This window comes from Janibacter sp. RAF52 (genome assembly GCF_052114035.1).
GTDB lineage: Bacteria > Actinomycetota > Actinomycetes > Actinomycetales > Dermatophilaceae > Janibacter > Janibacter hoylei.
In genome coordinates, this window is the sequence record NZ_JBFRDY010000008.1 from 80622 (window position 1) to 98758 (window position 18137).

16 protein-coding genes are annotated in these 18137 nt (G+C 72.5%); 9 read left to right on the forward strand and 7 right to left on the reverse strand.

Features of this window, described 5'->3' with window-relative positions:
• The first annotated feature begins 72 nt into the window (after positions 1–72).
• The 7 genes from AB4Y78_RS11740 (at position 73) to AB4Y78_RS11770 (ending at position 7852) form a co-directional block, all read left to right on the forward strand.
• Positions 73–1626: an ABC transporter ATP-binding protein gene (locus AB4Y78_RS11740; RefSeq protein ID WP_441714623.1), complete on the forward strand. Its 1554-nt coding sequence runs from the start codon at positions 73–75 to the stop codon at positions 1624–1626.
• Entirely contained in the window at positions 1623–2726 is a 1104-nt protein-coding gene (locus AB4Y78_RS11745) for an ABC transporter permease (protein ID WP_259909950.1), read from the forward strand. The genes AB4Y78_RS11740 and AB4Y78_RS11745 overlap by 4 nt, the downstream gene beginning before the upstream one ends.
• Positions 2723–3985 (forward strand): ABC transporter permease, encoded by a 1263-nt coding sequence (locus AB4Y78_RS11750; RefSeq protein ID WP_441714625.1) that lies wholly within the window; start codon positions 2723–2725, stop codon positions 3983–3985. Before AB4Y78_RS11745 ends, AB4Y78_RS11750 begins: the two co-directional genes overlap by 4 nt.
• A gap of 1 nt (position 3986) precedes the next feature.
• Positions 3987–4397, forward strand: coding sequence for a cytidine deaminase (locus tag AB4Y78_RS11755; RefSeq protein ID WP_441714626.1), 411 nt, complete (start codon positions 3987–3989; stop codon positions 4395–4397).
• On the forward strand, positions 4394–5695 hold the full coding sequence (locus AB4Y78_RS11760; protein ID WP_441714628.1) for a thymidine phosphorylase: 1302 nt from the start codon (positions 4394–4396) through the stop codon (positions 5693–5695). Before AB4Y78_RS11755 ends, AB4Y78_RS11760 begins: the two co-directional genes overlap by 4 nt.
• 1 nt (position 5696) lies before the next feature.
• Entirely contained in the window at positions 5697–6869 is a 1173-nt protein-coding gene (locus tag AB4Y78_RS11765; RefSeq protein WP_441737153.1) for an adenosine deaminase, read from the forward strand.
• 209 nt (positions 6870–7078) lie between these two features.
• Positions 7079–7852 (forward strand): glycosyltransferase, encoded by a 774-nt coding sequence (locus AB4Y78_RS11770; protein ID WP_441714631.1) that lies wholly within the window; start codon positions 7079–7081, stop codon positions 7850–7852.
• Between the two features lie 18 nt (positions 7853–7870).
• Here the strand turns inward: AB4Y78_RS11770 and deoC are convergent, their stop codons facing one another.
• Genes deoC through AB4Y78_RS11795 form a run of 5 tightly spaced genes read right to left on the reverse strand, consistent with a single transcriptional unit; the run spans position 7871 to position 12517 of the window.
• Positions 7871–8650, reverse strand: coding sequence for a deoxyribose-phosphate aldolase (gene deoC, locus AB4Y78_RS11775; protein ID WP_441714633.1), 780 nt, complete (start codon positions 8648–8650; stop codon positions 7871–7873).
• Positions 8651–8654: 4 nt separating this feature from the next.
• Positions 8655–9290: a YigZ family protein gene (locus tag AB4Y78_RS11780; RefSeq protein ID WP_259909956.1), complete on the reverse strand. Its 636-nt coding sequence runs from the start codon at positions 9288–9290 to the stop codon at positions 8655–8657.
• A gap of 5 nt (positions 9291–9295) precedes the next feature.
• On the reverse strand, positions 9296–9913 hold the full coding sequence (locus AB4Y78_RS11785; RefSeq protein ID WP_441714635.1) for a uridine kinase family protein: 618 nt from the start codon (positions 9911–9913) through the stop codon (positions 9296–9298).
• 49 nt (positions 9914–9962) lie between these two features.
• On the reverse strand, positions 9963–11690 hold the full coding sequence (locus AB4Y78_RS11790) for a phospho-sugar mutase (protein WP_441714637.1): 1728 nt from the start codon (positions 11688–11690) through the stop codon (positions 9963–9965).
• Positions 11691–11698: 8 nt separating this feature from the next.
• Positions 11699–12517, reverse strand: coding sequence for a purine-nucleoside phosphorylase (locus AB4Y78_RS11795; protein ID WP_441737156.1), 819 nt, complete (start codon positions 12515–12517; stop codon positions 11699–11701).
• Positions 12518–12542: 25 nt separating this feature from the next.
• Here AB4Y78_RS11795 and AB4Y78_RS11800 point away from each other — a divergent pair, with 25 nt between their 5' ends.
• Positions 12543–13955 (forward strand): NAD(P)H-quinone dehydrogenase, encoded by a 1413-nt coding sequence (locus AB4Y78_RS11800; RefSeq protein WP_441714641.1) that lies wholly within the window; start codon positions 12543–12545, stop codon positions 13953–13955.
• Positions 13956–14034: 79 nt separating this feature from the next.
• A complete protein-coding gene (locus AB4Y78_RS11805) occupies positions 14035–14358 on the forward strand; it encodes an antitoxin (RefSeq protein WP_306512297.1) in 324 nt (107 codons plus the stop codon).
• Here the strand turns inward: AB4Y78_RS11805 and AB4Y78_RS11810 are convergent.
• On the reverse strand, positions 14329–16335 hold the full coding sequence (locus tag AB4Y78_RS11810; protein ID WP_441714643.1) for an MFS transporter: 2007 nt from the start codon (positions 16333–16335) through the stop codon (positions 14329–14331). The two genes, AB4Y78_RS11805 and AB4Y78_RS11810, sit on opposite strands and share 30 nt — an antisense overlap.
• The gene (locus AB4Y78_RS11815; protein ID WP_441714644.1) at positions 16335–18101 is read right to left on the reverse strand and encodes an acetyl/propionyl/methylcrotonyl-CoA carboxylase subunit alpha; all 1767 of its coding nucleotides are present in this window, start codon (positions 18099–18101) and stop codon (positions 16335–16337) included. Before AB4Y78_RS11815 ends, AB4Y78_RS11810 begins: the two co-directional genes overlap by 1 nt.
• Between the last annotated feature and the right edge of the window lie 36 nt (positions 18102–18137).

Below are 18137 nucleotides of genomic sequence, written 5' to 3' on the forward strand. Positions count from 1 at the left end.
CGGGCCCCGGCCCGTCCGGGAGCGCTACCCTTCGCCTGCGGCACCATCCCGCGGACGTCCCACGGAGGCACCATGAGCACGACCGTCCCAGACCCCCCGTCGGCCCCGAGCCCACCCACCGGTGACCTCGCGGTCGCGGTCGAGGGCATCACCAAGCGCTTCCCGGGCGTCGTCGCCAACCGCGACATCTCCTTCGGCGTCGAGCGGGGCACGGTCCACGCGATCGTCGGTGAGAACGGTGCCGGCAAGTCGACGCTGATGAAGATCCTCTACGGGGTCCAGCGGCCGGACGAGGGGACCATCTCCGTCGGTGGCGAGCCGGTCACCCTGCACAGCCCGGCCGACGCGATCAAGCACGGCATCGGCATGGTCTTCCAGCACTTCATGCTCGCCGACAACCTCACCGTCGCCGAAAACGTCGTGCTCGGCGCCGAAAAGCTGCACGGCATCGGTGCCGCGGCCCGCGCCGAGATCACCCGGATCTCCGACGAGTACGGCCTCGGGATCGACCCCCGCGAGCTCGTCGCCGATCTCGGCGTCGGAGCCCGGCAGCGCGTCGAGATCCTCAAGGTGCTCTACCGGGGTGCGCGCACGATCATCCTCGACGAGCCCACCGCGGTGCTCGTGCCGCAGGAGGTCGACGAGCTCTTCGGCAACCTGCGTGAGCTCAAGCGCGAGGGCATCACGGTGCTCTTCATCTCGCACAAGCTCGACGAGGTGCTGTCCGTCGCCGACCGGGTCACCGTCATCCGCCGTGGCACCACCGTCGACACCGTCCTGCCCCAGGATGTCACGGCCCGCCAGCTCGCCGAGCTCATGGTCGGGTCCGAGCTGCCCACCCCGGAGACCGAGGAGTCGACGGTCACCGACCGCGTCGTGCTCTCCGTCCGGGAGATCACCCTCGCCGGCACCGGGCGCAATGCCCTCGAGGACGTCACGCTCGACATCCACGCCGGCGAGGTCGTCGGCATCGCGGGCGTCGAGGGCAACGGCCAGGCCGAGCTCGTCGAGGTGCTCATGGGCATGCGCGAGCCGGTCAGCGGCCGCATCGAGCTCGAGGGCACCGACATCTCCGACTGGGACGTGCGCCGCATCCGCGAGGCGGGCGTCGGCTACATCCCCGAGGACCGCCACCGTCAGGGCCTGCTGCTCGACGCCCCGCTGTGGGAAAACCGGATGCTCGGTCACCAGACCCAGGCCCCCGCCTCCCGCCGCGGGATCCTCACCCCGGCGGACGCGCGCGCGGACACCGAGCGGATCGTCGCCGAGTACGACGTGCGCACACCCGGCATCCACGTCACCGTCGGCTCGCTGTCCGGCGGCAACCAGCAAAAGCTCATCATCGGGCGCGAGATGAGCCATGCACCCAAGGTGCTCATCGCCTCGCACCCGACCCGTGGCGTCGACGTCGGCGCCCAGGCCGCGATCTGGGACCTCATCCGGGAGGCCCGTCGCGAGGGCCTGGCGGTGCTGCTCATCAGCGCCGACCTCGAGGAGCTCATCGGCCTCTCCGACACGATCAAGGTCATCCTGCGCGGACGCATCACCGGGGAGTTCGACCCCGACAAGGTCACGAGCCAGGAGCTCGGCAGCGCCATGACCGGCGCCGGGAAGGACGCCTCATGAAGCTCAGCCTCCGTCGCCTCCTGCTGACGCTGGCCGCACCCGTGCTCGCCATCGTCGTCGCCTTCGTCGTGACCTCGCTCGTCCTCGTGCTCGTCGGTGACCCCGTCGGCAAGGTGTGGTCGACGCTCCTGTCCGAGCCGCGCCCGCGCACGATGGTCAACATCATCAACAGCGGGATCACGTACTACATCGCGGCCGTCGCCGTCGCCGTCGGCTTCAAGATGAAGCTCTTCAACATCGGCGTCGACGGTCAGTACCGGATCGCCGCCTTCGCCGCGGCGCTCATCGCCGGTCAGGGCTGGCTGCCCGGGGCGCTCAACATCGTGCTCGCGATGCTCGTCGCGATGCTCGTCGGTGGCTTCTGGGCGGGCATCGCCGGCTGGCTCAAGGTCCGCCGCGGAGTCTCCGAGGTCATCTCGACGATCATGCTCAACACCATCTCCGCCGGTCTCGTCGGATGGGGGCTGCGGACCTGGGGCCAGCGCGCCGAGGGGAGCAACACCCGCAACACGCAGGAGATCCCCGAGTCGAGCCAGCTCGAGGGCTTCGCGGTCTTCGCCGACGCACCCAACCGGGTCTACACGCTGCTCGTGCTCGCGATCGCGATCGGCATCGCCTACTGGTTCGTCATCAACCGCACCCGGTTCGGCTTCGACGTGCGGGCCACGGGTGAGTCCGAGTCGGCCGCCGTCGCGAGCGGTGTCAAGGTGCCGCGCATGGTGCTCATCGCGATGATCGCCTCCGGCGCCGTCGCCGGCCTCATCAGCATGCCGGCCTTCTTCGGGGCCGACCACAGCTACGGGCTGAACTTCCAGGAGGGCGTCGGCTTCATCGGCATCGGCATCGCCCTGCTGGGTCGCAACCACCCGGTCGGCATCGCCTTCGCCGCGCTCCTGTGGTCGTGGCTGGAAAAGGCGAGCGACGGCCTGCAGCTGCAGGCCGGCGTCTCCCCGGCGCTCGTCTACATCATCCAGGGCGTCATCCTGCTGGCCGTCGTCATCGCCTACGAGGTCGTCGCCCGGTTCGAGCGGCGCCTCGAGCAGAAGCAGGTCACCCGCCAGCTCGATGCCAGCGTCACCACGGAAGGAGCCACGGCATGAGCCTGAGTGTCGGCACCGAGACCGAGATCGCTCCGTCCACGCCTGCCCGCCGCATTCCCTTCTGGGCCTGGCCGCTCGCCCTCGCCGGCGTGCTCGTCGCGCTCTCCGCGATCCGTCTGGTCACGGGGATCAGCGACATCTCCTCCTCCGGCACCCTCGGTGCCACCCTGGCGCTCGCCATGCCCCTCGCCCTCGCGGGTCTCGGTGGCCTGTGGTCCGAGCGGGCCGGGGTCATCAACATCGGCCTCGAGGGCATGATGATCCTCGGTACGTGGGGGGCCGCCTTCGGCGCGATCCACGGCGGCCCGTGGATGGGCATCGTCGGTGCCATGGTCTGCGGCGCGGTCGGCGGGCTCGTCCACGCCCTGGCTACCGTGACCTTCGGCGTCGACCACATCGTCTCCGGTGTCGCGCTCAACATCGTCGCCCTGGGCGTCGCGAGCTACCTCGCCGCCCGCTTCTTCGGCGAGCTCGAGGGCGGCAGCGACGTGCAGTCGCCGCCACTCCCTTCGCTCCCGCGGGTGGGCATCCCCGGCATCTCCGACCCGCTGAAGTCCGTCGAGGACAAGGGGTGGTTCTTCGTCTCCGAGCTCGCCGCGCTGCTGCGCGCCGCCACGACCAACCTGTCGATCCTCACCGTCATCGCCCTGCTGCTCATCGTGGGCACGTGGTGGCTGCTGTGGCGCACCCCCTTCGGCCTGCGGGTCCGCTCGTGCGGTGAGTCGCCGGTCGCCGCCGAGACCCTCGGCGTCAACGTCTACCTCTACAAGTACGTCGCGGTGACGGCCTCCGGCGCACTCGCCGGTCTCGGCGGCGGCTTCCTCGCCATGGTCGCGTCCAACGCCTACCGCGAGAGCCAGACCGACGGCCGCGGCTACATCGGTCTCGCGGCGATGATCTTCGGCAACTGGCGCCCCGGCGGGGTGCTCATGGGCTCCGGGCTCTTCGGCTTCATGGACGCCCTGCAGCTGCGCGGTGGTGGCGACGCGATCCACGCGCTGCTGCTGCTCATCGCGGTGCTGCTCGTCGGTCTCGGCCTGTGGCAGGTGCTGCGCCGCCAGCGCTACGTCCAGGGCACCATCGCCGTCGCCATCGGTGTCGCCGTCGGCGTGATCTTCGTGATCACCGAGACCGTCCCAGGCGACGTCACCCGGTTTGCGCCGCACCTGACGACCCTGCTCGTCCTCGCCTTCGCCAGCCAACGTCTGCGCATGCCGGCGGCCAACGGCAAGGTCTACCGCCGCGGAGAGGGCCACTGACGTGGCCGGCCCCGCCACGACGGACTGGCAGCGACTGCGCGAGGCCGCGGTCGAGGCGATGGAGCGGGCCTACGCGCCCTACTCCAACTTCCCCGTGGGCGTGGCCGGCTACGCCGACGACGGGCGCCTGCTGAGCGGGTGCAATGTCGAAAATGCGTCGTACGCCGTCGGCCTGTGCGCCGAGTGCGGGCTGATCAGCGACCTCGTGCGCACCGGGGGCGGCCGGCTCGTCGCCGTGTGGTGCGTCGATGCGCGAGGTGAGACGCTCATGCCGTGCGGTCGTTGTCGCCAGCTGCTGTGGGAGCACGGCGGCCCGCAGTGCCGCATCCAGACGCCGGAGGGCGAGCGGGGCCTCGCCGAGATCCTGCCCCAGGCCTTCGGTGCCGATGACCTGACGAAGGGAGCACCGTGACCGAGCAGCACGACGCCGTCGACGTCATCCGGACCAAGCGGGACCGGGGTGAGCTCACCCCGGAGCAGATCGACTGGGTCATCGACGCCTACACCCGAGGAGTCGTCGCCGACGAGCAGATGTCCTCGCTCGCGATGGCGATCCTGCTCAACGGCATGACCCGCCCCGAGATCGCCCGGTGGACCGCGGCGATGATCGCCAGCGGCGAGCGGATGGACTTCTCCGGCCTGAGCCGGCCGACCTCCGACAAGCACTCGACCGGCGGGGTCGGCGACAAGATCACCCTGCCGCTCGCGCCCCTCGTCGCGGTCTTCGACGTCGCGGTGCCGCAGCTGTCGGGCCGCGGTCTGGGCCACACCGGCGGCACCCTCGACAAGCTCGAGTCGATCCCCGGCTGGCAGGCCGACCTGACCAACGACGCGATGCTCGCCCAGCTCGAGGACGTCGGCGCGGTCATCTGCGCCGCGGGTGCCGGGCTGGCCCCCGCCGACAAGAAGCTCTACGCCCTGCGCGACGTCACCGGCACCGTCGAGGCGATCCCGCTCATCGCCAGCTCGATCATGAGCAAGAAGATCGCCGAGGGCACCGGGGCCCTCGTGCTCGACGTCAAGGTCGGGTCGGGGGCCTTCATGAAGACCCGCGAGGACGCGAGCGAGCTCGCACGCACGATGGTCGACCTCGGCACCGACGCGGGGGTCAACACCGTCGCGCTCATCACCGACATGTCCGTGCCGCTCGGTCTGACCGCCGGCAACGCCCTCGAGGTGCGCGAGTCCGTCGACGTCCTCTCCGGCGGCGGCCCGCAGGACGTCGTCGACCTCACCGTGGCCTTGGCCGACGAGATGACCCGCGCCGCGGGCCAGGAGGTCGGTGCCGACGAGCTGCGCGCCGCGCTGGCCGACGGGCGGGCGATGGACGTGTGGCGCCGGATGATCTCGGCGCAGGGCGGCGACCCCGATGCCGACCTGCCGACCGCCGCCGAGACCGAGACGGTCACCGCCGACAGCGACGGCTACCTCGAGCACGTCGACGCCCTCGCCGTCGGTGTCGCCGCCTGGCGCCTGGGTGCCGGGCGGGCGCGCAAGGAGGACCCGGTGCAGGCCGGCGCCGGCGTCGAGCTGCACGTCCGCCCGGGCGAGCGGGTGAGCGCTGGCCAGCCGCTGATGACGCTGCACACCGACACCCCGGAGCGCTTCGCGCGGGCGCAGCAGTCCCTCGAGCGTGCCTGGCGGATCAGCGAGCAGGCCCCGGCCACCCGCGAGGTCGTCCTCGACCGAATCACCGCCCGGGAGGCCTGACATGCCCGGCACTGCTGACCAGGCGGGACCGGCCGCGGGTCTGGACGAGGCGGTGATCCGGGCCCTGCCCAAGGTCGTGCTGCACGACCACCTCGACGGGGGCCTGCGACCGGCCACGGTCCTGGAGATCGCCGACGAGGTCGGCCACGAGCTGCCGGTGAGCGGTGCCGACCGGACCGCCGAGGGGCTGGCGCGGTGGTTCCGCGAGTCCGCGGACTCCGGGTCGCTGGAGCGCTACCTCGAGACCTTCGCGCACACGGTCGGCGTCATGCAGACCGCGCCCGCGCTGCGGCGCGTGGCCCGCGAGTCGGTGCTCGACCTCGCCCGCGACGGCGTCGTCTACGCCGAGTCCCGCTACGCCCCCGAGCAGCATCTGGAGGGTGGGCTGAGGCTCGAGCAGGTCGTCGAGGAGGTCGACGCCGGCTTCCGCGAAGGGGAGGAGCTGGCCGCCGCCGAGGGCCGTCCGATCGTCGTCCGGTCGTTGCTCACCGCGATGCGCCACGCCGCGAAGTCGCGGGAGATCGCCGAGCTGGCCGTGCGCTACCGCGACCGGGGCGTCGCGGGCTTCGACATCGCGGGCGCCGAGGCCGGGTACCCGCCGAGCCGGCACCTCGACGCCTTCGAGTACCTACGCCGGGAGAATGCGCACTTCACGATCCACGCCGGGGAGGCCTTCGGCCTCCCGAGCATCTGGGAGGCGCTGCAGTGGTGCGGCGCCGACCGTCTCGGGCACGGCGTGCGCATCGTCGACGACATCGGCTTCCGCGGCGCGACGGTGACCGACGACCCCCTGGCGGCCAACGAAGCAGCGCGCGAGGACCCCTCGCAGCTGCGGCTCGGGCGTCTGGCCGCCTTCGTCCGTGACACCCGGGTGCCGCTCGAGATGTGCCCGCACAGCAATGTCCAGACCGGGGCTGCGCCGTCCATCGCGGCGCACCCGATCACCCTGCTGGCCAAGCTGCGCTACCGGATCACGCTCAACACCGACAACCGGCTGATGTCCGACACGTCGATGACCCGCGAGATGCACGCCCTGGTCACCGAGGCGGGCTGGGACCTCGACGACCTGCGCTGGGTGACGACCAATGCGATGAAGTCGGCCTTCCTCCCCTTCGACGAGCGTCTGGAGCTCATCGAGGGCCGGATCAAGCCCGCCTACGCGGCACTGAGGTGAGCGTGGCTGCTGCAAGTAGGACAAAGGCCGCCGGACCCGACGAGGACGTTCTCGTCGTGGCGTCCTTCAACTGGCACCACGACCCACCAGCCGTGTCGCGCTTCCGTGTCCACAAGCGACGGAGCGACTGGGGGTTGCCGCGATGGCGTGTCCTTCTGCTGCGACTTCTGGACGTTGCGGATGTCGTGCGGGCAAGCCGGGGAGCCGCTGTGGTCGTCCTCGCCACGATGGGGAGCGACTTGGCGCTCTTCGCGTGGGCTTTGCGGGTCCTGAGGCCACGCGTGGCGATCGTCGCCTTTGACGTCCTCATGCCCGCGCGGAACTTCCCGCGCCCGCTGGCCACGTCGATGTTCCGTGCGATCGACCGCTTCGCTGTCATCAGGCGGGGGGACGTCGACACCCTGGCCGCCCGCCACGGGGTTCGGGAGTCGGTGTGCTCGTTCGTCCACTTTCCGGTGGCGGCGCAGACTCTGCCGTCGGCGCGCCACGGGGAGTACGTCTACTCGGCCGGGTGGGCGCATCGTGACTGGACGACTCTCGTGGCAGCGCTCGGCATCTCTGACCTGCCGGCGGTTGTCGCCCCGGGCGGGCGGTCGTTGGGTGCCGTCCCACGCCGGGTGAGAGTCATCGACATGCCTCCGCCGGACGAGGGCCGGGCGCTCGCCGCGGGCGCCATGTGTGTCGCGGTCGCGATGGAGGACACGCATCTTCCGGCCGGGCCTCTGGTGCTGCTGGACGCGATGGCGATGGGCAAGGCGGTCGTCGCGTCGGACGTCAACGGCGTGCGCGACTACATCGTGGACGGGGTGACGGGCCTCCTGGTGCCGCCGGGGGACCCACAGGCCATGGCTGCGGCGCTCATGCGCGTCTCAGCCGACCCCATGCTGCGGGGGCGACTGGGCCACGGTGCCCGACGCGAGGCCACTGAATCGCTCACCCCTGAGCGGTTCTGGGAGCGTCTGGACGAGATCGTGAGCCTTTGACTCACCGGGTGCGGCCGCTCAGTAGGTGCCGCTCGAGCCCGCGTCGGCGGTCTGACCCGGCTCCGGGACGAGCCGACCGGCCGCGCCGACCTGCTCTGCCTCGGCGAGCAGCGCCGCGGTGCTCGAGGTGCCGATGCGGGTGACGCCCTCGGCGAGCATCGCCAGGAGGGTGGGGATGTCGCGGACGCCGCCGGAGGCCTTGACCTCCATGGAGTCGGGGGTGTTGGCCCGCATGAGCGCGACGTCGGTCAGGGTCGCGCCGCCCCCGGCGAAGCCGGTCGACGTCTTGGTGAAGTCGGCCCCCGCGTCGGCGCTCGCCCGGCAGGCGTCGATCTTGGCCCGCTCGTCGAGCAGCGCGGTCTCGAAGATCACCTTGACGATGACTCCGGCCTCGTGGCCCACCTCGACGACCGCGGCGATGTCGTCGCGCACCGCCGCGACGTCGCCGCCGCGCAGTCGGCCGATGTTGAGCACCATGTCGAGCTCGGTCGCCCCGTCGGCGAGGGCCTGGCGGGACTCGGCGACCTTGGCCGCGGTCGACGTCGTGCCGTGGGGGAAGCCGATGACCGTGCACACCCGGGTCGGGCTGCCCTCGCCGGAGGCGATGGCCTGCGCAGCCAGCGCGACGTCGCTCGGCCTCACGCACACGCTCCAGATGCGCTGGGCGGCGAGCTCGCGGACCGAGGTGGCCACCTCGTCGGGCGTCAGCTCGGGCTTGAGCAGGGCGTGGTCGATGAGGTCGGCGACGTCCTGGACGGTCAGGGTCGTGCCGGGGGCGAAGGGGGGACGGCGGGTCATGCCCTCAGCCTAGGGCGTCGACCCAGCGCGACCCCACCTCGCGCAGCCGCCCGGAGCCAGCGGTCAGCTCGGCCACGAGGGGGCCGAGGGCGGCGACTTCTGCGGCCGGGACCCCGAGCGTCAGGGTGACCTCGGCGGCGTAGTCGGCGTCGACGACGTGCACGCCTCGTGAGCGCAGCTCGTTGTCGACCCGCCCGGCCTCGACGTGCGAGACGGTCAGCGCGTGCTCGACGACGAGCTCACGGCGCAGCACACCGACCTCGTCGAGCCCGGCCCGCACCGCGTCGCCGTAGGCGCGCACGAGACCGCCGGTGCCGAGGAGCACCCCGCCGAACCACCGGGTGACGACCGCGACGACATCGCTCACCTCGTGCCCGGTGAGGACCTCGAGCATCGGGGCTCCGGCCGTGCCAGAGGGCTCGCCGTCGTCGGAGGAGCGGGCCACCCCCGCGTCGGGACCCAGGACGAAGGCGGAGCAGTGGTGCCGGGCGTCCCAGTGCTGCTTGCGCAGGCGCTCGACGACGGCTCGGGCACTCCCTTCGTCCTCGACTCGCTCGAGGGTGCACCGGAAGCGTGACCGCTTGACCTCGAGCTCGACCTCGCCGTCACGGGCGATGGTGCGGTACGACGTCGGGCCCACGGCACTCAGGCGCCGGCGAGCTGGCGCTCGGCCTGCGTGGGGGTGGCGCAGCGGGCGCCGAGCTCGACGTGCCGGGCGACGACGCGCGGCTCGTCCCGCATGAGGACCAGACCGCGGCGGACGAGGGTGAGCGGCGGCTTGCGGCGCTCCTTGAGGTCGCGGGCCAGCCGCAGCACGAAGTTCTTGAGCCGGTGGTGGCGTATGCACCAGGCGGAGTGGAGCAGCCCGGCCTCGCGTAGGGCGGGGATCGCCTCGGCCGCGAAGATGCCCTCCGCGACGACGAGGTCGTCGGGTCGCGCCGTCACGGTGTGCTCGCCCGTGGCCCGCGAGACGCTGATGTCGTAGATCGGCATCACCGCCGTCCCGGTCGCCAGGAGGGTGCTCATCGCGGCGACGGCCGCCGGCTCGTCCCAGCTGTCGGGGTGGTCCCAGTCGACCATGCCGAGCTCCTCGCTGCGGGGGAGGTCGGGGGCGTCGAGGTCCTTGTAGAAGTCGTCGAGCCGCACGACCGGCCACCCGTGGTCACGGTGCAGGCGGGCGGCGAGACGGGACTTGCCGGAGCCACTCGGCCCGGCGAGGACGACGACACGTCCGGTCGAAGGGGGCTGGGCTGGCGTCGGCACGAGAGCCAACAATACGTGGGTCGAGGTGCGAGGAACGAGCCTCGAGGCCCTAGAGCGCCGTCAGCGACTGCATCGACGCGCGCAGCCGACCGAGCCGCTCCGCGGCCCGGTCCCGTGCCGGACCCAGGTCGTCGTCGGCGACCGGCTCGATCGCCTCGAGGTAGACCTTGAGCTTGGGCTCGGTGCCGGAGGGGCGCACGATGATCCGCGAGTCGTCGTCGAGCAGGTAGCGCAGCCCGTCGGTCGGCGGCAGTCCACCGGCGCCGGCCGAGAGGTCCTCGGCGCTCGCGACGGGAGAGCCGGCGACCTCGGCGGGCGGTGTCTCGCGCAGCCGGGCCATGATCCGCCCGATGTCGGCGAGGTCCTCGACCCGGATGGAGAAGGCGTCGGTGGCGTGCACGCCGAGCTGGCGGTGCAGGTCGTCGAGCACGTCGAGCAGGGTCCGGCCCTCGGCCTTGAGGATCGCGGCGAGCTCGGCGATGAGCAGCGCCGCGGAGACGCCGTCCTTGTCACGCACGAGGTCGGGGGCGACGCAGTAGCCGAGCGCCTCCTCGTAGCCGTAGTGCAGGTCGTCGACGCGGGCGATCCACTTGAAGCCAGTGAGGGTTTCCTCGTGCGCCACCCCCGACAGACGGCACATCGCGGCGAGTAGCCGCGAGCTGACGATGGAGTTGGCCATCCGGCGGCCTTCGGGCACGCCGCGCATGATCAGGTGCGAGGCGAGGAGCGCGCCGAGCTCGTCGCCGCGCAGGAGGCGCCAGCCGCCGTCGACGTCGCCGTCGGGCACGGCGACGGCGCAGCGGTCGGCGTCGGGGTCGTTGGCGATGACGAGGTCCGGGCCGCTCTCGCGGGCCGCGGCCAGGGCCGCGTCGAGGGCGCCGTCCTCCTCGGGGTTGGGGAAGGTCACCGTCGGGAAGTCGGGGTCGGGCTCGGCCTGCGAGCCGACCGTCTCGGGGGCAGCGAAGCCGGCCCGCTCGAAGGCCCGGCGCACCGTCGTGTCGCCGACGCCGTGGAGTGAGGTGTGCAGCACCCGCAGGTCGCGATGCGTGTCGAGGCCGACGACCCCGGAGACGGCGTCGAGGTAGGCCTCGAGCAGCTCGTCACCGAGCACCTCCCAGCCCGACTCGGCCCGCGGCACCGATGCGACGCTCGGGACCCGGTCGATCTGGGCAGCGATCTGGGCGTCGCTCGGCGGCACGATCTGGCTGCCGTCGCCGAGGTAGACCTTGTAGCCGTTGTCCTGCGGCGGGTTGTGGCTCGCGGTGACCATGACGCCCGCGTCGGCGCCGAGGTGCCGGATGGCGAAGGCGAGCACCGGCGTCGGCAGCGGCTCCGGCAGCAGCGCCGCCCGCCCGCCGGCGGCGGTGACGACCGCGGCCGTGTCGATGGCGAAGGCATCGGAGTTGTACCTCGCGTCGCGCCCGATGACGACGAAGGGAGCAGCGATCGCCTCCTGCAGGTGGGCCACGAGGCCCGCGGCGGCGCGGATGACGACGGCGCGGTTCATCCGGTGGGGGCCGGCGCCGAGGGCGCCGCGCAGGCCGGCGGTGCCGAACTGGAGCAACCCGGTGAAGCGGTCGGCGAGGTCGGCGATGGCGGCCGGGTCACCCCCCTTCGTGGCTCCTTCGTCGCGCCTCAGGACGGCGCCTTCGGCAGCGGCCACGATCGCCAGCAGCTCGTCGCGGGCCACGCGGTCGGGGTCGTCGGCGGCCCACTCGCGCGCTGCGACGAGCAGGTCATCGGGGACGTCGGCGGCGTGGCGGGAGGTGTAGCTCATGGGGGGCCTCAGATCCGGGCGACGATGCTGGCCAGGAGCGTGCCGCAGCGCTCGGCGGCGGCCTGGCCGGCGGCGACGACCTCGTCGTGCGCCAGGGGAGTCTCGCTGATGCCGGCGGCGGCATTGGTGACGAGCGAGACCCCGAGGACCTCGAGGCCGGCCTCGCGCGCGGCGATCGCCTCGAGCGTCGTCGACATGCCGACGAGGTCGGCGCCGAGGACCCCGGCCATGCGCACCTCCGCGGGGGTCTCGTAGTGCGGGCCGCGGAACTGCGCGTAGACGCCCTCGTCGAGGTCGGGGTCGACCTCGCGGGCCAGCTCTCGCAGCCGGGGGGAGTAGAGGTCGGTGAGGTCGACGAAGTTGGCGCCCTCGATCGGCGAGGTCGCGGTGAGGTTGATGTGGTCGCTGATGAGCACGGGGGTGCCCGGGCCCCACTCGGGCCGCAGCCCGCCGCAGCCGTTGGTCAGCACGATCGCGCGGCACCCGGCCGCGGCCGCGGTGCGCACCGCGTGGACGACGGCGCGCACGCCGCGGCCCTCGTAGAAGTGCGTGCGGGTGCCGAAGACCAGCGCCCGCCGGCCGGTGTCGGCGATCTCGACGGAGCGCAGCCGCCCGGAGTGGCCGGCGACGGCCGCGGCGGTGAAGCCCGGCACCTCGGCCTGGTCGATCGTCGCGAGCGTCTCGCCGACGAGGTCGGCGGTCTGTCCCCAGCCGGAGCCGAGGACGAGGGCGACGTCGTGGGTCGCGACGCCGGTGTGCTCGGCGATGACGGCCGCCGCGTCGCGGGCGAGGGCGAAGGGGGCCTGGGTGTCAGCGGTCTGGGTCACAGGCGCAATCTACAAGGGTGGTTGGATGGGAGGCGTGACTCGAACGAACTCTGTTGTGATCCTCGGCGGCGGCCCGGGCGGCTACGAGGCGGCCCTCGTGGCCGCGCACCTGGGGGCGTCGGTCACCGTCGTCGACCGGGACGGCATCGGCGGCGCCGCGGTGCTCACCGACTGCGTCCCGAGCAAGACCCTCATCGCGACGGCCGACTACCTCGGTGGCATCGAGACGGCCTCCGAGCTCGGGGTGCACCTCGAGGACCACGAGGGTGACGTCGCGACCGAGACCGTCGCGGAGCTGGCGGCGATCAACGCGCGCGTGCTCAACCTCGCGGCGGCGCAGTCCGCGGACATTACCGCCCGCCTCGAGGAGGTCGGGGTGCGGGTCGTCTCCGGCACGGGGCGGCTCACCTCGCCGAGCACGGTGACCGTCGAGACCGACGCCGGCAGCGAGGACATCGAGGCCGATGTCGTGCTCGTCAGCACGGGTGCGACCCCGCGGGTGCTGCCGACCGCGCAGCCCGACGGCGAGCGGATCCTCACCTGGCAGCAGATCTACGCCCTGCCCGACGTGCCGGAGCGGCTCGTCGTCGTCGGCTCGGGTGTCACCGGCGCCGAGCTCGCCCAGGCCTACCTCGGCCTGGGCGCCGACGTCACCCTCGTCTCCTCCCGCGAGCTCGTCCTGCCGGGCGAGGACCAGGACGCCGCCGCCGTCATCGAGGACGTCTTCCGTCGCCGGGGCATGACGGTGCTCAACCGCTCCCGCATGGCCTCGGCCGAGCGCCGCGGCGACGGCGTCGTCGTCACGCTCGAAGACGGTCGCGAGGTCGAGGGCAGCCACGTGCTCATCGCCGTGGGTGCGGTGCCCAACACGCGCGACCTCGGGCTCGAGGAGGTCGGGGTCGAGCTCAGCGAGTCGGGGCACATCGTCACCGACCGCGTCTCGCGGACGTCGGTGCGCGGCATCTACGCCGCGGGCGACTGCACCGGGGTCTTCGCGCTCGCCTCGGTGGCCGCGATGCAGGGTCGCACCGCGATGGCGCACGCTCTGGGAGACGCGGTGACCCCCCTTCGGCTGTCGGGCGTCTCCGCCAACGTCTTCACCGACCCCGAGATCGCGACGGTCGGCATCAGCGCCGCCGAGGCGGCGGACAATGCGGACGTCGAGGCCGTGATGATGCCGCTCTCGCGCAACCCGCGGGCCAAGATGCTCGGCATCACCGAGGGCTTCGTCAAGCTCTTCGCCTACCGCGGGACGGGCACGGTGCTCGGCGGCGTCATCGTCGCGCCCCGGGCCTCCGAGCTGATCTTCCCGGTGGCCCTCGCAGTCACCAACCGGCTGTCGGTCGACCAGGTCGCCTCGACCTTCACCGTGTACCCCTCGCTGACGGGCACTCTCGCGGAGGCGGCTCGTCGGCTGCACCCCCTCCACGGGGAGTGAGCTCGGCGGGCGCGCGGGTGCGGTCCCGCCGCTAGGGTCGCAGGGGGCCGATCCGCGGCCCGCGACGAAGGAGCCGAGGATGAGCAACAGCCCGCAGCAGTTCAACGGTGGCGAGTACGTCGACAAGGCGCGCGACGCGGCCCGGGACCACCCGGACCAGGCGCGCGGTGCGATCGACAAGGTCCAGGAGGCCGTCGACAAGCGCACCGGCGGCAAGTTCACGTCGATCATCGACAAGGCGGGCGACTTCGTCGAGGACAAGCTCGGTCTGCCTGAGGACAAGGCCGAGCCGAAGGGCGACGCCCAGCCCGAGGACGAGGCGCCCGCCGAGTCGCCGAGGAGCCAGACCCCGGCCGAGCCGAAGCCGGAGGGGTCAACCGACGGCGGGGCCCTGCCCGGCTGAGGTCGGGCTCGCCCCCGCGGTGAGCTGCAGGTCGGCGCGGACCGTCCCGCCACCCACCGTGAGCATGCGGGTCGTGATGTCGCCGGTGCCGCGGTCCAGGGCCGTGAGCACGTAGGTGCCCTCCTTGGGCACCGGGAGGTCGTAGCGTCCGTCGGCGTCGGTGCGCATCCAGTCGACCGACCCGCCCGTGCGACGGGTGAGGACGACGGACACGTCCGCGGCCGGTCCGCCGTCGACGGCGGTCACCGTGCCCGTGACGCTCGTGCGCTCCCGCAGGACGAAGGGAGGGACCCGCCGCCCTTCTGCCAGGTCGACGTAGCCGCTCGCCGGCGCCCACCCGGGCGCCGTGACGACGAAGAGGTGCCGGATCGGGCCGCCCGTCGCCACGGAGTAGTCGCCCGCGGAGTCGGTGTGCGCCCAGTCGACGTGGGACCCCTGGCCGCCGAGGACGGTGACGACCGCGCCGCCGACGGCGTCGCCGGCGACGTCGGTGACCCGGCCGTGCACGACGTGGTCGGCGCGCTGCTCCTCGACGTGGGGCCGGGCCTCGACCTCGGCAGCCCGCTGGCGCAGGAAGGGCATGATGAGGGCCGCGCTGATCGCCGAGGCGATCGCGGCGAGGACATAGACGAGGGCGATCGAGCCGTAGCCGGCGTGGCCGCCCGTCGCGGTGGAGGCCCCGGCGGCGAAGATCGCCGCGGTGACCGCGCTCGCGGTCGAGGTCCCGACCGAGCGCAGCAGGGTGTTGAGCCCGTTGGCCGCGGCCGTCTCGGTCACGGGCACCGAGCGCATGATGAGCGTCGGCAGCGCGGAGTAGGCCAGGGCCGTGCCGACCGTGACGACGACGGAGCCGACGACGATGGCGCCGATCGAGCCGCTCAGGGGCACGCGGACGAGGTACGACGCGGCCATGATCGAGCCGCCGACGGCGATCGCCAGCTCCGGGCCGAAGCGTCGCGTCACCCACCCGGCGAAGGGGGCGAGCAGACCGAAGGCGACCGCTGACGGGGCCATCCACAGACCGGCGTGCAGGCCGTCCAGCCCCATGCCGTAGCCGGAGTCCTCCGGTGTCTGCAGGAGCTGGGTCGACACGAGCATGTTGACGAAGAGCCCGAAGCCCATGAAGAGCGAGATCGTGTTGGCCGAGACGACGATCGGCTGGGCGGCGGTGCGGATGTCGACGAGCGGGTTGGGGATGCGCAGCTCGAGCGGCACGAAGACCGCGAGCAGGGCGATGCCGACGCCGAAGGCGGCGAGGGTGCGGGTGTCGAGCCAGCCCCACTCCGCTCCCTTCGACACGGCGAGGAGCAGCAGGACGAGGGCGACGCTCAGCAGGACCGCCCCGCGCACGTCGAAGGCACCGGGGGAGCGGACGGTGGACTCGGCGACCGTCGCGCGCACGAGCAGGACCATGAGCAGGGCGAGCACCCCGGGGAGCCACAGCACGACGTGCCAGTCGTAGGTCTGGGCGAGGAAGCCGCCGAGGGGCAGCCCGACGCCGGCGCCGATGGCCAGGGTCGCGCTCATCAGGGCGACGGCCAGCGGCACCTGGTCCGGGTCGAGCTCGTCGCGCATCGTCGCGATGCCGACGGGGACGAGGGCCATGCCCATGCCCTGGAGCGCGCGGGCGACGATGAGGAAGGGCAGGGAGGGGGCGATACCCCCGATGGCGGCGCCGAGCGCGACGATCGCCAGGGTCACGAGGATCATCCGCCGCTTGCCGTACATGTCGGCCATGCGGGAGATGACGGGGGTGGCGACGGCGCCGGCCACGAGGGTCGCGGTCACCATCCACGAGGCATTGCCGGGGGTGGTCCCGATGAGGTCGGGCAGGTCGGGGACGAGCGGCAGGACCATCGTCTGCTGGAGCGAGACGACGGTGCCGCACAGGGCGAGCACGGCGATGACGACGCCGCCCCCGGCACGCCGGGAGGGCGTGCCGGGGGCGGCGTCGGTGCTCGCGGGAGGAGTCGTCATCAGTCCTTGATCTCGGCGAGGACCGCGCCGTTGCTCACCGTGGCACCGACCTCGGCCTGCAGGCCGGTGATCGTGCCGGCCTTGTGCGCGTTGATGGGCTGCTCCATCTTCATCGCCTCGAGGACGACGACGAGGTCACCCTCGGCGACCTCCTGGCCCTCCTCGACGGCGACCTTGACGATCGTGCCCTGCATCGGGGCGGTGAGGCTGTCACCGGACGCCGCCGCGCCGCCGCTGCTGCCGCCGGAGCGCTTGGGCGCCTTCTTCTTGGCGGCGCCGCCACCGCCACCGAGGGAGAGGCCGCCGGGCAGGACGACCTCGAGGCGCTTGCCGCCGACCTCGACGGTGATCTTCTGCCGCTCGCCGTCGTCCTCGGCCGCCTCGCCGACCTCGCCGCCGTAGGGCGCGATCTGGTTGTCGAACTCGGTCTCGATCCAGCGGGTGTAGACGGAGAAGGGCGCGTCACCCTCCGGCGCGAAGGCCGGGTCGCGGACGATGGCCTGGTGGAAGGGCACGACCGTCGGCATGCCGTCGACGACGAGCTCGTCGAGGGCGCGGCGGGAGCGCTCGAGCGCCTGCTGGCGGGTGGCGCCGGTGACGATGAGCTTGGCGATCATCGAGTCGAAGGCACCGGCGACGGTGTCGCCCTCCTCGATGCCGGCGTCCCAGCGGACACCGGGGCCCTGGGGGACGCGCATCTTGGTCACGGTGCCGGGGGCCGGCATGAAGTTGCGCCCGGCGTCCTCGCCGTTGATGCGGAACTCGAAGGAGTGGCCGCGGGCGACCGGGTCGTCGTAGCCGAGCTCCTCGCCGTCGGCGATGCGCAGCATCTCGCGGACGAGGTCGATGCCGGTGACCTCCTCGGTCACGGGGTGCTCGACCTGCAGGCGGGTGTTGACCTCGAGGAAGGAGATCGTGCCGTCCTGGGCGACGAGGTACTCGCAGGTGCCGGCGCCGACGTAGCCGGCCTCCTTGAGGATCGCCTTGGAGGCGCGGACGAGCTCGGCGTGCTGCTCCTCGGTGAGGAAGGGCGCGGGGGCCTCCTCGACGAGCTTCTGGTTGCGGCGCTGGAGCGAGCAGTCGCGGGTCGAGACGACGACGACGTTGCCGTGCTGGTCGGCGAGGCACTGGGTCTCGACGTGGCGCGGCTTGTCGAGGAACTTCTCGACGAGGCACTCGCCCCGGCCGAAGGCCGTGACGGCCTCGCGGACGGCCGACTCGTACAGCTCGGGGATCTCCTCCATCGTGTAGGCGACCTTGAGCCCGCGACCGCCACCGCCGTAGACGGCCTTGATGGCGATCGGCAGGCCGAACTCCTCGGCGAGGGCGACGACCTCGTCGGCGTCCTTGACCGGGTCATTGGTGCCGGGGGCCAGGGGCGCGTTGGCCTTGACCGCGATGTGCTTGGCCTTGGCCTTGTCACCGAGCGCGTCGATGGCCTGCGGGCTCGGGCCGATCCAGATCAGGCCGGCGTCGAGGACGGCCTGGGCGAAGTCGGCGTTCTCCGCGAGGAAGCCGTAGCCGGGGTGGACCGCGTCGGCGCCGGCGTCCCGGGCGACCTGCAGGAGCTTGTCCTGGAGCAGGTAGCTGTCGGCGGGCGTCTGACCGCCGAGGGCGTACGCCTCGTCGGCGACCTTGACGTGCAGGGCGTCACGGTCGGGCTCGGCGTAGACGGCGACGGAGCCGATGCCGGCGTCGGCGCAGGCACGGGCGATGCGGACGGCGATCTCGCCGCGGTTCGCGATGAGGACTTTGCTGATGGCCATGGGCCGCAGACTACTGCGTGCCTGCCACCCCCGGCG

Excerpts from the sequence above, each read along its gene's own strand:
- AB4Y78_RS11740 (WP_441714623.1), top strand. The coding sequence starts at position 73 with ATGAGCACGACCGTCCCAGACCCCCCGTCGGCCCCGAGCCCACCCACC.
- AB4Y78_RS11745 (WP_259909950.1), top strand. The coding sequence starts at position 1,623 with ATGAAGCTCAGCCTCCGTCGCCTCCTGCTGACGCTGGCCGCACCCGTG.
- AB4Y78_RS11750 (WP_441714625.1), top strand. The coding sequence starts at position 2,723 with ATGAGCCTGAGTGTCGGCACCGAGACCGAGATCGCTCCGTCCACGCCT.
- AB4Y78_RS11765 (WP_441737153.1), top strand. The coding sequence starts at position 5,697 with ATGCCCGGCACTGCTGACCAGGCGGGACCGGCCGCGGGTCTGGACGAG.
- deoC (WP_441714633.1), bottom strand. The coding sequence starts at position 8,650 with ATGACCCGCCGTCCCCCCTTCGCCCCCGGCACGACCCTGACCGTCCAG.
- AB4Y78_RS11790 (WP_441714637.1), bottom strand. The coding sequence starts at position 11,690 with ATGAGCTACACCTCCCGCCACGCCGCCGACGTCCCCGATGACCTGCTC.
- AB4Y78_RS11800 (WP_441714641.1), top strand. The coding sequence starts at position 12,543 with ATGGGAGGCGTGACTCGAACGAACTCTGTTGTGATCCTCGGCGGCGGC.
- AB4Y78_RS11805 (WP_306512297.1), top strand. The coding sequence starts at position 14,035 with ATGAGCAACAGCCCGCAGCAGTTCAACGGTGGCGAGTACGTCGACAAG.
- AB4Y78_RS11810 (WP_441714643.1), bottom strand. The coding sequence starts at position 16,335 with ATGACGACTCCTCCCGCGAGCACCGACGCCGCCCCCGGCACGCCCTCC.
- AB4Y78_RS11815 (WP_441714644.1), bottom strand. The coding sequence starts at position 18,101 with ATGGCCATCAGCAAAGTCCTCATCGCGAACCGCGGCGAGATCGCCGTC.